Source organism: Psychrobacillus sp. NPDC096389 (assembly GCF_044762855.1).
Classification (GTDB): Bacteria; Bacillota; Bacilli; order Bacillales_A; family Planococcaceae; genus Psychrobacillus.
In genome coordinates, this window is sequence record NZ_JBIWFB010000012.1 from 82,860 (window position 1) to 96,081 (window position 13,222).

13 protein-coding genes and 1 riboswitch are annotated in these 13,222 nt (G+C 37.4%); of the genes, 1 reads left to right on the forward strand and 12 read right to left on the reverse strand.

Annotation, left to right across the window (positions count from 1 at the left end; all coding sequences use genetic code 11):
• Positions 1-135: 135 nt before the first annotated feature.
• Positions 136-271: riboswitch (FMN riboswitch) on the reverse strand.
• Positions 272-565: 294 nt separating this feature from the next.
• The 11 genes from ACIQ38_RS21575 to ACIQ38_RS21625 all read right to left on the reverse strand — a co-directional run bounded on the left by ACIQ38_RS21575 (position 566) and on the right by ACIQ38_RS21625 (position 12,130).
• On the reverse strand, positions 566-1,795 hold the full coding sequence (locus tag ACIQ38_RS21575; protein WP_402828229.1) for a hypothetical protein: 1,230 nt from the start codon (positions 1,793-1,795) through the stop codon (positions 566-568).
• On the reverse strand, positions 1,788-2,324 hold the full coding sequence (sigX, locus tag ACIQ38_RS21580; RefSeq protein WP_402828232.1) for an RNA polymerase sigma factor SigX: 537 nt from the start codon (positions 2,322-2,324) through the stop codon (positions 1,788-1,790). The genes ACIQ38_RS21575 and sigX overlap by 8 nt, the downstream gene beginning before the upstream one ends.
• A gap of 168 nt (positions 2,325-2,492) precedes the next feature.
• On the reverse strand, positions 2,493-4,268 hold the full coding sequence (locus tag ACIQ38_RS21585; RefSeq protein WP_402828235.1) for an ATP-binding protein: 1,776 nt from the start codon (positions 4,266-4,268) through the stop codon (positions 2,493-2,495).
• Complete coding sequence (locus tag ACIQ38_RS21590; RefSeq protein ID WP_402828238.1) at positions 4,261-4,977, reverse strand: response regulator transcription factor; 717 nt, start codon at positions 4,975-4,977, stop codon at positions 4,261-4,263. Before ACIQ38_RS21590 ends, ACIQ38_RS21585 begins: the two co-directional genes overlap by 8 nt.
• A 125-nt stretch (positions 4,978-5,102) precedes the next feature.
• Positions 5,103-6,281 (reverse strand): c-type cytochrome biogenesis protein CcsB, encoded by a 1,179-nt coding sequence (ccsB, locus tag ACIQ38_RS21595; protein ID WP_402828241.1) that lies wholly within the window; start codon positions 6,279-6,281, stop codon positions 5,103-5,105.
• A gap of 2 nt (positions 6,282-6,283) precedes the next feature.
• On the reverse strand, positions 6,284-7,933 hold the full coding sequence (gene resB / locus ACIQ38_RS21600; protein WP_402828244.1) for a cytochrome c biogenesis protein ResB: 1,650 nt from the start codon (positions 7,931-7,933) through the stop codon (positions 6,284-6,286).
• Between the two features lie 13 nt (positions 7,934-7,946).
• Positions 7,947-8,483 (reverse strand): thiol-disulfide oxidoreductase ResA, encoded by a 537-nt coding sequence (gene resA / locus ACIQ38_RS21605; RefSeq protein WP_402828247.1) that lies wholly within the window; start codon positions 8,481-8,483, stop codon positions 7,947-7,949.
• Positions 8,484-8,581: 98 nt separating this feature from the next.
• Complete coding sequence (locus ACIQ38_RS21610) at positions 8,582-9,316, reverse strand: pseudouridine synthase (protein WP_402828250.1); 735 nt, start codon at positions 9,314-9,316, stop codon at positions 8,582-8,584.
• A 462-nt stretch (positions 9,317-9,778) separates the two neighbouring features.
• Positions 9,779-10,708 (reverse strand): D-alanyl-D-alanine carboxypeptidase family protein, encoded by a 930-nt coding sequence (locus ACIQ38_RS21615; protein WP_402828253.1) that lies wholly within the window; start codon positions 10,706-10,708, stop codon positions 9,779-9,781.
• 83 nt (positions 10,709-10,791) lie between these two features.
• Entirely contained in the window at positions 10,792-11,358 is a 567-nt protein-coding gene (gene scpB / locus ACIQ38_RS21620) for an SMC-Scp complex subunit ScpB (RefSeq protein WP_402828256.1), read from the reverse strand.
• Complete coding sequence (locus ACIQ38_RS21625; protein ID WP_402828259.1) at positions 11,351-12,130, reverse strand: segregation/condensation protein A; 780 nt, start codon at positions 12,128-12,130, stop codon at positions 11,351-11,353. Before ACIQ38_RS21625 ends, scpB begins: the two co-directional genes overlap by 8 nt.
• 45 nt (positions 12,131-12,175) lie before the next feature.
• On the opposite strand from ACIQ38_RS21625, the gene ACIQ38_RS21630 reads away from it, so the two are divergent.
• Positions 12,176-12,691, forward strand: coding sequence for a DUF309 domain-containing protein (locus tag ACIQ38_RS21630; protein WP_402828261.1), 516 nt, complete (start codon positions 12,176-12,178; stop codon positions 12,689-12,691).
• A 1-nt stretch (position 12,692) separates the two neighbouring features.
• Here the strand turns inward: ACIQ38_RS21630 and ACIQ38_RS21635 are convergent, their stop codons facing one another.
• The gene (locus ACIQ38_RS21635; RefSeq protein ID WP_402828264.1) at positions 12,693-13,052 is read right to left on the reverse strand and encodes a GNAT family N-acetyltransferase; all 360 of its coding nucleotides are present in this window, start codon (positions 13,050-13,052) and stop codon (positions 12,693-12,695) included.
• Positions 13,053-13,222 lie beyond the last annotated feature (170 nt).

Sequence of the window (13,222 nt, forward strand, 5' to 3'; positions counted from 1 at the left end):
TCACTCCACAAGAAGAAAGGTTCAGCACGTTTTCTTTTACTCAAAAAATCCCTTAAGCTATTGCTAGGCTTAAAGGAGAAAAAGGTCCACTTAAATAAGCGTATCCGTATGAGTGTATACGAAAAACGACTGCACCTTCACCTTCTCCCATCCAGACTATACTGTCGGCTTTGGAATTTAACCAAATCAACCTTAACTTAACGGCTCGCGGGCTCAAGAAACATGTTCTAATACCGCCGGTCGGGAATTACACCCTGCCCCGAAGATGAATCAATATTTTATTGTCCTTCAAGCACTTTATCTTGAATTAAATACATCTTATCAAAGTTTTGTATGTAATGCAATACAGTTGCTCAAAAACAATTAAAACATATTGACTTACTATGCATTATAAGTGTAGAAGAAAATGAAGGAGCAATGATTCGCTCTATCCGAGCATTCACCCTCGCCATACGAGCATTAAACCCCCTCTTCCACTCATTCCAACAACAAACATCCACCTAAAGAGAAAAAATGCGCGGAAGTCATGACCTAGTCAATACTCCCACACACCTCAAAACAAAAATTATTCATCACTCATGATAAAACCATTCGGTCCTATTGGAACTGGGAGAGGCTTCGTTAAATCGAATTCTGCCCATTGTTGTTGCACTACATTTTCTAACTTTACTTCTTCACCGAAACTGGCAGCAGTTAAGGCTAATGCTTCTAGTAACCTGGTTGCTGCAAATGGGTCCAACGCTTCTAAATCAAGAGGCTCATCAAATTGTATAACTCCCACGCCATCTTGCTCTACAAATTTGTAAGAAACCTTGGACGGAATCACCGAAGTATAAAAATCATTCCCGGCATCTTTCATCGCCAACAAGGCGTCTGAAAGAGTTTCAAAGGAAGCACCATAACTAGGAGCCAGATAATCTTCCCCGTTAGTGGAGTGATAAATGTAATAATTATGATGACCTAAAGAGCCTGGTAATTTACTAGGCTTCGATAACTCTCCGGCTTGATCCCATTCTAAAGGTGAGCCGTCTTCATTTACTTTTAAAAATGTATCAAAATCCGTAAATATTTCATTTATAGATTGACCATAAGTTGTCGTTGTTCCGGAAGCTCTATCATATCCATGGTCAGTAGGTAAAAAATGTTTCAACTGTTTTCCTTCCACTTCGAAATGCCCTTTATATGGATGATATTCCATGAATCCCAACGCTTCCTCATCAATTCTATTTGCATATCGTTCATATAATTGTAAACTAGTTGGAGTCACCCCTGGAAAATCTGTTTCGATTCGTTCTTTTGGAATAATAACTGTAATTGGAACGGTTAATGCATTTTCTACTAAAGAAAAATGAAAAACGGTTCCTCCATTCACATTATCCTCGTAAACTGAGGTCGTTTGATGGAAGGGGATTAACTCTAAAGGAGTGTCTATCTTTGCTGACATTGTCGTCATTTCACTTGCCGGATCAGCTGTTGCATCTTGTTCCATAGAGCGCATATTTTCTTTTGACTCGGTTTTATCGTATGCACTTTCATGAGACATCTTTAACTGTTCTTGATTCGTATAGGAAGAAACAAGAAATGTTAGAAGTACAATAGCAGCAACAGAAACGATAAAAGGCATCCATTTAGAAAACGACACCGCAGTTATTTTTCTTTTTTCTTCTTTGACTTGAGCATTTATTTCTATTTTTACCCGATTATACACTTCTTCTTTGGAACGATGATCTGTAAATTTGGGCATATTTTTTAAAAGCTCATCAACTGTTTCTTCTTCTACTCTTCGATCACTCATGATGAACAGTACCCTCCTCTTCTTTCGCAGATAATCGTTCACGAAGTGCTTTTATCGCACGATGTTGCGTTGTCTTCACTTTCCCTTCTGTCCAACTTAATACTTGTGCTGTTTCTGTAATCGAAAGCTCTTGGAAATAACGCATTATAATGACCATTTTTTGATCACCCGTACAATCATCCAGAGCTATAAGCAATGTTTTCATTTCGTCGTTTAGTTGTACAGCATCTTCTGGTAACATGTCGTTTGATACAAGCTGCATGTTCTCCCAGTCAAATGACTCAAACAAGCGTTTTTTTCGGACTGTTTGTTTTCTAAAATGATCAATCGCTACATTTTTAGCGATCGAAAACAGCCATGTTTTTTCCGAACTTTTTCCTTCAAACTTACTGTAAGCCCTTAATACCCGTACATATACTTCTTGGACCAAGTCTTCCGCAGTTTGCCTATTTTTTACCAAATAAATAAGAAACTGAAATACATCTTGATGATAGCTATCATACAAGCGGTGGAAAACGGAGTCATTCATAAGCTCCCCCCGTTCTTATAATTAGTCGTTTCATGTACTGTTTTGTTACACAATCAATTGCGCCTTGACGTAATTGTGTCCAAAATTTGAAATGCAGTATTGCAATTCAAAATCTGGGACATTTGCCGGACGCCTAAAGTAAATAAGTAGGAGCCCTCCCCTACTTATTTACTTTAAAGGTAGTTTAATAATGAAAGACGTGCCAACCCCCACTTCACTTTCAACGGATAGATGTCCATCATGGCGCTCGACAATATTTTTCGCAATGGCAAGCCCAAGACCCGTTCCACTTTTTCCTCTTGTTCTAGCTTTATCCGCCTTATAAAAACGTTCAAACACATACGGTAAATCTTCACTTGGAATGCCGTATCCCGTGTCTTTCACTTCGATTATTATCTGCCCCGCTGTTTTCGATAGCTTAACAGTCACAGACCCTTCTTTCGGGGTGTGTCGAAGTGCATTGTCAATTAAGTTCGTGAGTACTTGTTCCATACGATCCTCGTCGAGTTGTAAATGAATCGTATCCGATAATGTATGCTCGAAATACAAACGAATATTTTTTTCTTTAGCGATTTGATCGAACTTTTGTGTAATACGCTCAATGGTTGGTAGAACCGACACTTTTTCTTTATAAATACTTAAATATCCTGACTCCAAACGAGCTAAGTCTAATAATTCCGTTACTAATCTACTCATTCGTTTCGATTCATCATAGATTATTCGAATCATTTCTTGTTTATCTTCTTCTGTTGTTACTACTTCGTCGATAATCGCTTCGCTGTATCCTTGCAACATTGAAATAGGTGTTCTAAGTTCATGCGAAACATTGGCGATGAAGTCCGAGCGCATTTTATCTAAACGATGTTGTTCGGTCATGTCACGAAGTACTACGACAGCTCCACGAACTGAGTCTTTACTATAAAGAAGACTAACAGAGACGGAAAAATAAGAACCTTGTATTTCAATTTCCTCATCAATTTCTTCTTCTTGATGGAATACGTGATCGAGTAAATGGTATAACTCCGCAGGCAAATTAGATTGACCAGCCACTTCGTTCTGTTCATGCCAATGAACGATTAATTGATCGGCTTGCGGATTACTTACTAGCACATTAAAGTCTTTGTTAAATGTAATAACTGCGTCCGTCATAGATGTCAAAATGTTAGAAAGTTGTTCTTTTTCTTGGCTAATCACTTCGACATGGTCCTTCAATTGGCTACCCATACGATTAAAGGCGATGCTAAGCTCTCCAATCTCGTCTTTTTGTACGTATGGAACTTTCGTTTCGAAATTCCCTTTTGCAAGTTCCAAAGCAGCTTCTCGCATTGTTCTAAGTGGAGACGTAATACGGGAAGATAAAAAGAATGAGAACAAAGTTGTTAGTAATAATGCGATAAAACCAGATAAAAAGACGATACGCGTCGTATGGTTCGACGTCTTATTCACTACTTCTAAACTTTGATAAATAAACACAGCACCGTGTATTTCTTTATCAGATTCTAGAGGTGAGGCAAGAATGATGTAATTTTCCATTCTATTTTCTTCGGTCATGGAAGGCATGAGCATCTTTTTAATAATCGTGCTATTAGTTGTATATATTTCAGATAAATCTTTATCCTTCAATAATTTTTCTTGAAAAACGTCCTTGTTCAATCCTTCATGAACGGATAGAAAAACAGACTCGGCATTGCGTACGATTAATGCGCTCGTTTCCGCTCCCAAAATATTCTGGATAATTTGCATAGAATCTTCTATTTGATCGTACTGCTCTACTATTTTCCCAATCGTCGCAGCTTCCTGTCTTAGCGACTCTTCTGCCTGTTCTGTATGGAAGTTTTCCAAAAACTCTAGCATTAAGACCGTAATGATAAACAGCACAAATAAGACGAGAAGCAATATGGTCCCCCATAGCTTCCCGACAACACTATTCCAAATTCTATTCATTGATGACCTCAAACTTGTAGCCTACGCCCCAAACAGTCACAATCATTTTCGCAGACTTTTCCGATACTCTATTTAACTTTTCACGTAAACGTTTGACATGAGTATCTACCGTTCTTAAATCACCAAAGAAATCATAATGCCATACTTCTTTTAATAATTGCTCCCGGTCAAATACTTTATCCGGTGCTTTTGCTAAGAAATAGAGCAATTCATATTCTTTTGGCGTCAAACTCACTTCCACTCCATCAGCCGTCACACGATGTGCATCATGATCGATTGTCAAATGCGGGAACACAACGATATCTTTTGATGCAGACATTCCTTGTACCGGTGAAAGTGCAACAGAACGTTTTAAAAGAGCTTTCACACGAAGAACCACTTCTCTTGGACTAAAAGGTTTCACGATATAATCGTCTGCTCCTAGTTCGAAGCCTTCTACGCGATTAGCCTCTTCCCCTTTAGCTGTTAGCAAAATAATCGGTGTTTCCTTATGAAGACGTAACTCAGTCATTGTTTCTATCCCGTCTTTTTCAGGCATCATAATATCTAATAAGATACAATGGTATTCATTTTCTAACGCTAGTTGTAGAGCCACTTCTCCATTTTCTGCTTCTTCTACTTCATAACCTTCTCTTTCCAAATACATTTTCAATAAACGACGGATTCTTTCTTCGTCGTCCACTACTAATAGTTTAATCATTTCAGACATAATATCAGACCCTTCTATCAACTTCTAATCTATATTGTACAATTAGTCCCGCCAAATTGAAAGAAAAGCTCCTACCTCTTTTATGCGAGATAAGAGCTTTCCTAATTGTCTAGTTTTAGCGAAAGTTATGCATACGAGTGTAATCCAGCAATAATTAAGTTTACTGCTATTAGGTTAAACATAATGATGATAAACCCGATTAATGCCAACCATGCAGATTTCCTTCCTTCCCAACCTTTTGATAAACGAAGGTGTAGGAATGCTGCATAGAATAGCCAAGTAATAAGTGCCCATACTTCTTTAGGATCCCAGCCCCAAAATCTAGACCATGCTTCATGTGCCCAAATCATCGCAAAAATAAGTGCCCCTAACGTAAATACAGGGAAACCAATAAGAACAGAACGATAACCGATTTCATCCATAAATTGAGAGTTCGCTTTTTTCGTAAATGGTTGTAATACAGCAGCTAGTCGTTTTCTGAAGATTAAACGAAGCAAGATATATAATACCGTACCGAAGATGACAGACCATGTAACAACTGTCAATTTCTTCGCATTTACAAGCGGCGGCATTTCCATTAACGGTTGCATCACGTTTTCAGTAATTGCTTCGGACTCATTCATCCCAAAAATAGGTGGCATATTATATTCCATTGTTAATACTTTTTCTTCTTTATTCACATAGTTAAATTCTGCTTTATAGTCTGTTAGCATGAAAGTAGTGGTAGCTACGATAAAACCTAAAACTAGCACTCCAACATACATAACAGCTTCAATCCAAAAACGTGATTTTGACTTTTTCGTCATATCAATATTTTTGACCAAGTAGATTAAACCAGCCACTGCACTAATCGCCAATATCGCTTCTCCAAGTGCCGCTGTTATAACATGAACCGTTAACCAGTAGCTTTTTAAAGCCGGTATTAAAGGCGTAATATCTCTTGGGAACATACTTGCATAACCAATGATGATGATAGCGATCGGTAAAGCAAAAAGTCCAAGTGCCGGTATTCTATAGATAAAGTAAATTAAAATAAAGGCACCAACAACCAGCATTCCAAATGCAGTTGTAAACTCAAACAAGTTACTAACAGGAGCATGTCCTGCTGCGATCCATCTCGTTATAAAATAACCAATATTAGATAAGAATCCAATGATTGTCACCGTTATGGCTAATTTACCCCAACGTTCAAAAGATTTCGAAGCTTTAGAGCTTGAACTCTTTACGGCACCTCCAAATAAAAAGGTCGCCACTAAATAAGCAACGAATGCTATAAATAATAAGGTACTACTTACTTCTACCATGATTAAACCCCTTCCTCTTTATCCGCTTTAGAATCTTCATCTTGTTGATCTTCGTACTTTGGAAGATTTGCTACTTCGGAAACTGCGTTCATATCTTTCATAATGCTGAGCCAGTTTTTATTCGTATGCGCTGCAATTACGACTTGCCCGTCTTCTAATTGCTGGATCCAAATACGTCGATGATTCCAATACGATCCTTGTGCTACCCCAATCATGAAGATAAGTCCGCCAAGCATAAGAATAGGAAGTGTTAAATCTTTACGAATTGTCAAACCAGAAACGTCCCTCGTTTCGACACTTTGAAAAGCAATTTTATGTTGGTTTTCGCCAAGCGGTTCTAGCGTTTCTTTAATCATTACAAAACTAGTTTCACCATTCGGAAACTCAGGCGTATACATTTTCACTAAGAATGCTGGATTGTTAGGAAGCGGAGATTGTGACTGTGGCACTCCTTCTTCAAATCCAGTGAAATCAGCATAATAATCTAAAATTTCCACTTTGGCCCCATTTTCTAATTCATAAACTGGTTCTGGGTTAGATAAGTTAATCGTAAACTCACCAAAGCTTTCTGCTGTTTCTTTATCTTGCAGTTGGAATGTCATAGAAGCTAATTCATCTAAACGAAAATCCATTTGAAAGACAGAAAAATTATCAAATTTTAGCGGTTTATTTACTTGAATCGCCGCTTCTTTTTCAAACGTTAGATCATCTAAGTGACCTGCTACCGCATCTTCTGGTCCTTTATACAAAGCTACGTCTGTTTGATAGTTTTTGGCAATTGTTCCGACGCGATCAATCGCATCTCCAAAAACTTCTTCCGATTCTTCTTTTGAATAGGTTTCATAGATAAATTCTTTACTTTCTAGGAAATAACCATCTGTTTTTGGTATGTACAATGTTTCACCTTCGCGAAGCCACATCGTTTCATCGACATAAAAGCCCGGCAACGCTCGAAGCATGACCCCAAATAAGAACAAAATAAGCCCAAAATGATTGACATAAGGACCCCAACGAGAAAAACGACCTTTTTCAGCGAGTAAGGCATTACCTTCACGTTTTACGTTATAACGCATTGTTTTCAACTTTTCTTCCGCTTTTGCAATGGATTCTTCCCCATTTTCTATGTTTCCGATTCCATATATACGCTGGCGTTTCAAAAAGCTAAAATGTCTCTTTGTTTTTTGTTTTTTTAGGGATTTATATAGTGGTATTACTCTATCAAGACTTGCGATGATCAATGAAATTCCAAGCATCCCAATAAGTCCTTGGAACCACCAAGAACTGTATAAGTCCGATAATCCTAATTTATAATACAAAGTTCCAAATGTCCCATAAATTCGTTCATAATAAGCGGCAATATCTTCTTCTGTTGTCGCTGGCACATAAAAAACTTGCGGCAAAATAGTCCCGATAGACGCAGCAACCAGAATAATAACGATTAACCATACTCCAACTTTTACACTGGAGAAGAAATTCCAAACCTTATCGATAATCGTCTTGTTATACGTTTGAGAACGTCTTGCTGAACCTTCATACCGCATATCTACAAGCTTTTTTTCCGCTGTTTCTTTGGTTAATGGTCGTCCACAGCTTTCACATAACAATGTCCCAGCTGGGTTCACATTACCACATGTACAAACTATCTTGTCCATCTATAAAACTCCTTTAGGATGGTTTAATTTGCTCCATAAAATCTGCAATATCTTGCTCTGTCATTTGACCTTTAATAATTTTTTCAATACGTCCTTCCGGATTGATTAAAAAAGTAGTCGGCAAAGGATCGATATTATAAGACTGCATGACACTTTTGTTTTGGTCAATGGCAATAGGGAACGATAAACCATAACTATTTTTAAAGCTATTCACTTTTAAATCGGATTCACCAATATTAATCGCTAAAGTTTGAACGCCTTGATCCTTATAAACATGGTATTGGTTGTCCATTGCAGGCATTTCTGTTGCACATGGCTTACACCAAGTACCCCAAAAATTTAAGAAAACGCCTTCACCTTTGTAATCGGAAAGTCGATGTTGGTTCCCTTCCAAATCCACTAAAGCAAAATCAGGTGCTTTGTCCCCTACCTGAAGGACAGCATTTTTTTCTTTCGTTACATTTGAATATATTGTAAAGACGATGGCTATCGTCAGTACTGCTAGAATAGCAGTTCGAATATAATATCTTTGCTTTTTAGATTGCGCCATCATTGCTCCTCCATTTCTAAGCATCGTCGACATATATTATACCAAAATATACATTTTAAAATGGTCCGACATTTGAAGGGTTTGTGAACATTCCAGTATTAGTTTCCTATTTTTCCTGTTTCAGCCAACACGCGCAATTGTTTAATTTCATGCGTCGTTAACTCTCTCCATTCCCCAGCATTTAGGCCGTGTAATGTTAAGAATCCGAATCGTTCTCGTTTTAGTTTTTGCACAGGAAAACCAACCGCGTCAAACATACGGCGTACTTGTCTATTTTTCCCTTCGTGGATCGTTATTTCTACGATTGCTTTATTTGTTTTGCGTTCGCTTGATAATAACTTTACTCTTGCAGGAGCCGTTTTACCATCTTCCAACATAACGCCACGTTCTAATGGTCTTAATTGCTCTTTCAATGGAATTCCTTTTACTCTTGCTACATAGGTCTTATCAACTTTAAATTTTGGATGCGTTAATGCATAGGAAAAATCTCCATCATTTGTTAGTAGTAATAAACCGGATGTCTCATAGTCTAGTCTTCCAACCGGATATAGTCGTTCTTTTACATGTGGTAATAAGTCCGTTACCGTTTTTCTTCCTTTGTCGTCTGTGACCGCTGAGATGACTCCTCTTGGTTTATAAAGTAAGTAATATACTTTTTGTTCTTTTTCTAGTTTGACTCCTTCTACTTCCACTGTATCCGAATTCGAAACTTTTGTTCCCAGTTCTGTGACAACTTTCCCGTTCACTTTTACTTTTCCTTGGATGATTAATTCTTCTGCTTTTCTTCTAGATGCAATACCTGCATGCGCTAGTACTTTTTGTAGTCTTTCCAATTCTTTCACCTCGTCCATTCTTTCCATACATATGAGTGAATTATGTCACACTTTTCGCCAAAATAAAAGAAGACAGTCTTTTATAAAAACTGTCTTCTATATTATTCCAATATATAAAGAGTGTTATACACAATAAGGATAGCGTATTAGAAATTACCTACTTATGAGTGGAGATACACTGAAAACAAATATCCAGTTTTTCTAGTGCGTGCATCCAGTAAATGGCTAAGAGCAACTAACCGACTATTGAAAGCAACTAGTTCCAGTCTGAAAGCATCCAAAAACAATATGAGAGCAACCAAATTGCCAGCGAAAGCAACTAATTGCTAGAACAACAAGTTTACTTGGAGTGAGACACGAATGACTGTTCTTCTCCAGGTAAAAATGGAACCCATACATTGCCGTAAGTCGCATTATTCCTAAAAAGCGTTTAAGGGGTGTGACAAAGTCACACCCCTTCCTTCATTTTATTTTGTTCACATTAAATCGTAAGGCGATTTGATCGTCGATTTTTACATTCCATAAATATGGCGTTTTCTCCGTGGATTTTCGTGGGATTAGTAGAACGTTATTGAGTTTTTTTCGTTCTTCCTTGTTTAATAACAGATACTGATCATCTTCCACTTCAATGACTTCTTTTTGGAACACTCGATACTTTCCTTTTTTCACAACTTTTACGGTATCATAGTTTGCAAAAACTCGTTCTGCAAGGGAAGTATGATATGCCCAATCGTTGGAGTGATTCAATGTAACGACGACAATTTCTTTTTCATCCTCTTTAAAATAAGTAACTAGTGTTCTTCCTGCTCTTTTCGTATAACCTGTTTTCCCAGCGATTGCTGTCTCATTTTCATGTAATAATCGATGCTTGTTGCTCCAACGGACATTTCGCTCTTCCGGTTGATAGCTTTTCGCAGAAGCTATTTCTTTAAATTGTTCGTTTTGAAGCGCTAGGCGAAACATATTCGCCATGTCAAATGCAGAAGCGAAATGGTCATCATGATGGAGTCCTGAAGGATTTGTAAAATGTGAGTCATTTAATCCTGCAACTTCAAATTTTTCGTTCATCAAATGCGTAAATCCGTCTATAGAGCCTCCTACATGTTCCGCTAGAGCATAAGCGGCATCATTTCCGGATTGGAGCATTAGACCGTGCAATAAAGAGTTGATGGTCCATACTTCTCCAGGCTTCAAATATAAAGAGGATCCTTCTTGGGTGGCGGCAGCCTGTGAAATCGTGATTTCGTCATCTAGGGAGGCATTGTCTAATACTGTTAACGCCGTCCAAACTTTCGTTAGACTTGCTATTGGTAATTCCTCGTACTCATTACTACCTTCTAACAATCTCCCCGTTTGTACGTCAATTACTGCATAGGAGGAGGAAGCTTCCACATCACCCACTTGCCAAAACAGAAAAAGTAGAAAGAACACAGTTATTTTTTTATAAATAGAAAATACTCCTCTTTAAATTATTTCTATCCTTCAAATGTTTCTTGGAACTTCGTCAAGAACAAGTCCGAGTCTTCCATTTCATCCACTGAGATATCTTCTGGGAGTGGAGGCAATGCACGAATATCTTGTAATCCAAAGTATTGAAGAAACTCTGTTGTCGTTCCATACAAAATCGCTCGTCCTGTACCATCCGCACGACCCACTTCTTTTACTAACCCTTTAAGAGACAACGTATGTATCGGGCGTTCTGATTTCACCCCTCGAATCTCTTCAATTTCTACTCTCGTAATAGGTTGTTTGTATGCAATGATCGCTAATACTTCTAGCGATGCTTGAGATAGCGATTGGGATGTAGGATTTTCTACTAATTTTTGAATACTGGTTGCATTTATTTGCTTGGTCACTAACTGAAATGTACCCGCTAATTGCTTAATCTCGATACCTCTGTCTTCACTCTTTTGATAGTTTGCTATCATCGTTTCGAGCGTCTCGGCAATTTGCTCTTCTGTTTCATTTGTCAGAAAAGCTAATTGTTTTTTTGTTAATCCGTCTTCTCCGCTTACAAATAAAAGACTTTCAATATTACTCATCAATTTCATCTTCGAATTCAATTTCTAAATCTTCCTTTCGCAAAAGAACAAATAAATCATCAAAATTGTTATTTTGCTCTACTTGCACAATTTGGCGCTTCATGAGCTCTAATATAGAGAGAAATGTCGTCACGATCGTTGTTCTATCTCTTGTTGGAAAGAGCTCATAAAATGATAATCTGCCTTTGTTTTGCTTTAATGTAGTAATGACACTTTTCATTTGATCTTTTATCGAGATTTCTTGTTTACTTACTCGTGTGTGTAATGGTGCATTTAACTGTTTTCTGCGTAACATTTTTTGAAAGGCACCAAGCATATCGTACACATTAACGTCTGACTCAAATAACGCAAGCTGTTTATTGCTTTGCAATTCGCTTAAATCAGTTGGCGGTCTTGTATAAAATAGATTACGAGTTTCCTCCATTTCTTGTAAACTAACAGCAGCTTCTTTGTATTTCTTGTATTCTATTAATTTAAGTACTAACTCGTCCCTCGGGTCATTTATGTTAAGATCAAAATCATCTTCCATATCCTCATCCTGATGGATGGGAAGAAGCATTTTACTTTTGATCGATAGTAATGTTGCTGCCATTACTAAATATTCACTTGCTTCATTTAGCTCCAAAACGCTCATTGCATGTACATGCTCCATGTACTGGGCGGTGATTTCAGCCATTTTGATATCATATATATCTATTTCCAAACGATTTATTAAATGTAATAATAAATCAAGGGGTCCTTCAAATGCTTCGGTTTTTACTTCATAAGACATAAAACTCCACCTATTATCGGTTTTTAACATCATTATAGAGGAAAGGTGATTGCATTGCATCCTACATTCCATGCTAATTTTGTCCAATTTCTAAAAGAATTTAATGATACACATGATTATTTCGAATGCCACGAACTACTAGAAGACTACTGGAAAGAAGTTTCACCAGCGAGTAAAAATCACCCGTTAACGGCACTCATCCTATTATCTACGTCTATGTATCACTGGCGTCGGGGCAATATGACAGGAGCGATTAAAACTATGAAAGGAAGTATAGATCGATTAAAAGAAACTTTGCCGTCTTGTTATTACGAAACGATCAACTACGATAAACTTATGCAAGATGCTACCCATTCTATTAACTTAATGAAAGAAAAAAATCCATTTCAGCAATTTACGATTGAGTTAATAAATGAACAGCTACAACAACTAGTTGATGCGATAGAAAGCCCTTCAAGCAATGATTTACACTTTCTTACTCATAAGCATATGCTCAGAGACCGTTCGGAAATACTAAAGGAGAGAGAAACACAGAAAAAAAGAAGAGCTGACTTGAAATAAGTCAATCCTCTTCTTTTTCGATTTGGCATTTTTCGAAGAAAGACTTGATCTCTTCGGCTGGCTGGATAGACGATGTATGTAAAGTAGATGTTAAGCTTTTAAGCATTTCTCGGCCAATCCCTTCTCCGCGGTGGGAAGGATTGACGGAAAGATGCTGAATAATTCCATCCGTATTATTCATCCGAACGCCAACTAATCCTACTAAATCTTCGCCTTTTTTCCATAAAAATAAATGCCAATCTGGATTCGTTTCATACTCTTGTATTGTTTCTAATAACTTTTTTACATCTTTTTCATGAGGCATAAATGATAGAAGACCCATAGAAATTTTTTCGAATGCTTTTTTATACCGTAGCAACATAGTTAAAACCCTCTTTTAGTTTCATCACTTCTACTCAAGTAGGTGACTTTCGAAAAATAAGTTCGATATGATCCTTTTAATCGTACACGACATTTGTCTAAATTACAAATTTGCATTTGGTGCTATAAAAATCCAATAAACTGCTCCCCATACGAGCCCAACTATTAATA

Bases quoted from the DNA above. Each gene is read 5' to 3' on its own strand.
- ACIQ38_RS21575 (WP_402828229.1), bottom strand. From the start codon at position 1,795: ATGAGTGATCGAAGAGTAGAAGAAGAAACAGTTGATGAGCTTTTAAAA.
- sigX (WP_402828232.1), bottom strand. From the start codon at position 2,324: ATGAATGACTCCGTTTTCCACCGCTTGTATGATAGCTATCATCAAGAT.
- ACIQ38_RS21585 (WP_402828235.1), bottom strand. From the start codon at position 4,268: ATGAATAGAATTTGGAATAGTGTTGTCGGGAAGCTATGGGGGACCATA.
- ACIQ38_RS21590 (WP_402828238.1), bottom strand. From the start codon at position 4,977: ATGTCTGAAATGATTAAACTATTAGTAGTGGACGACGAAGAAAGAATC.
- ccsB (WP_402828241.1), bottom strand. From the start codon at position 6,281: ATGGTAGAAGTAAGTAGTACCTTATTATTTATAGCATTCGTTGCTTAT.
- resB (WP_402828244.1), bottom strand. From the start codon at position 7,933: ATGGACAAGATAGTTTGTACATGTGGTAATGTGAACCCAGCTGGGACA.
- resA (WP_402828247.1), bottom strand. From the start codon at position 8,483: ATGGCGCAATCTAAAAAGCAAAGATATTATATTCGAACTGCTATTCTA.
- scpB (WP_402828256.1), bottom strand. From the start codon at position 11,358: ATGAGTAATATTGAAAGTCTTTTATTTGTAAGCGGAGAAGACGGATTA.
- ACIQ38_RS21625 (WP_402828259.1), bottom strand. From the start codon at position 12,130: ATGTCTTATGAAGTAAAAACCGAAGCATTTGAAGGACCCCTTGATTTA.
- ACIQ38_RS21635 (WP_402828264.1), bottom strand. From the start codon at position 13,052: ATGTTGCTACGGTATAAAAAAGCATTCGAAAAAATTTCTATGGGTCTT.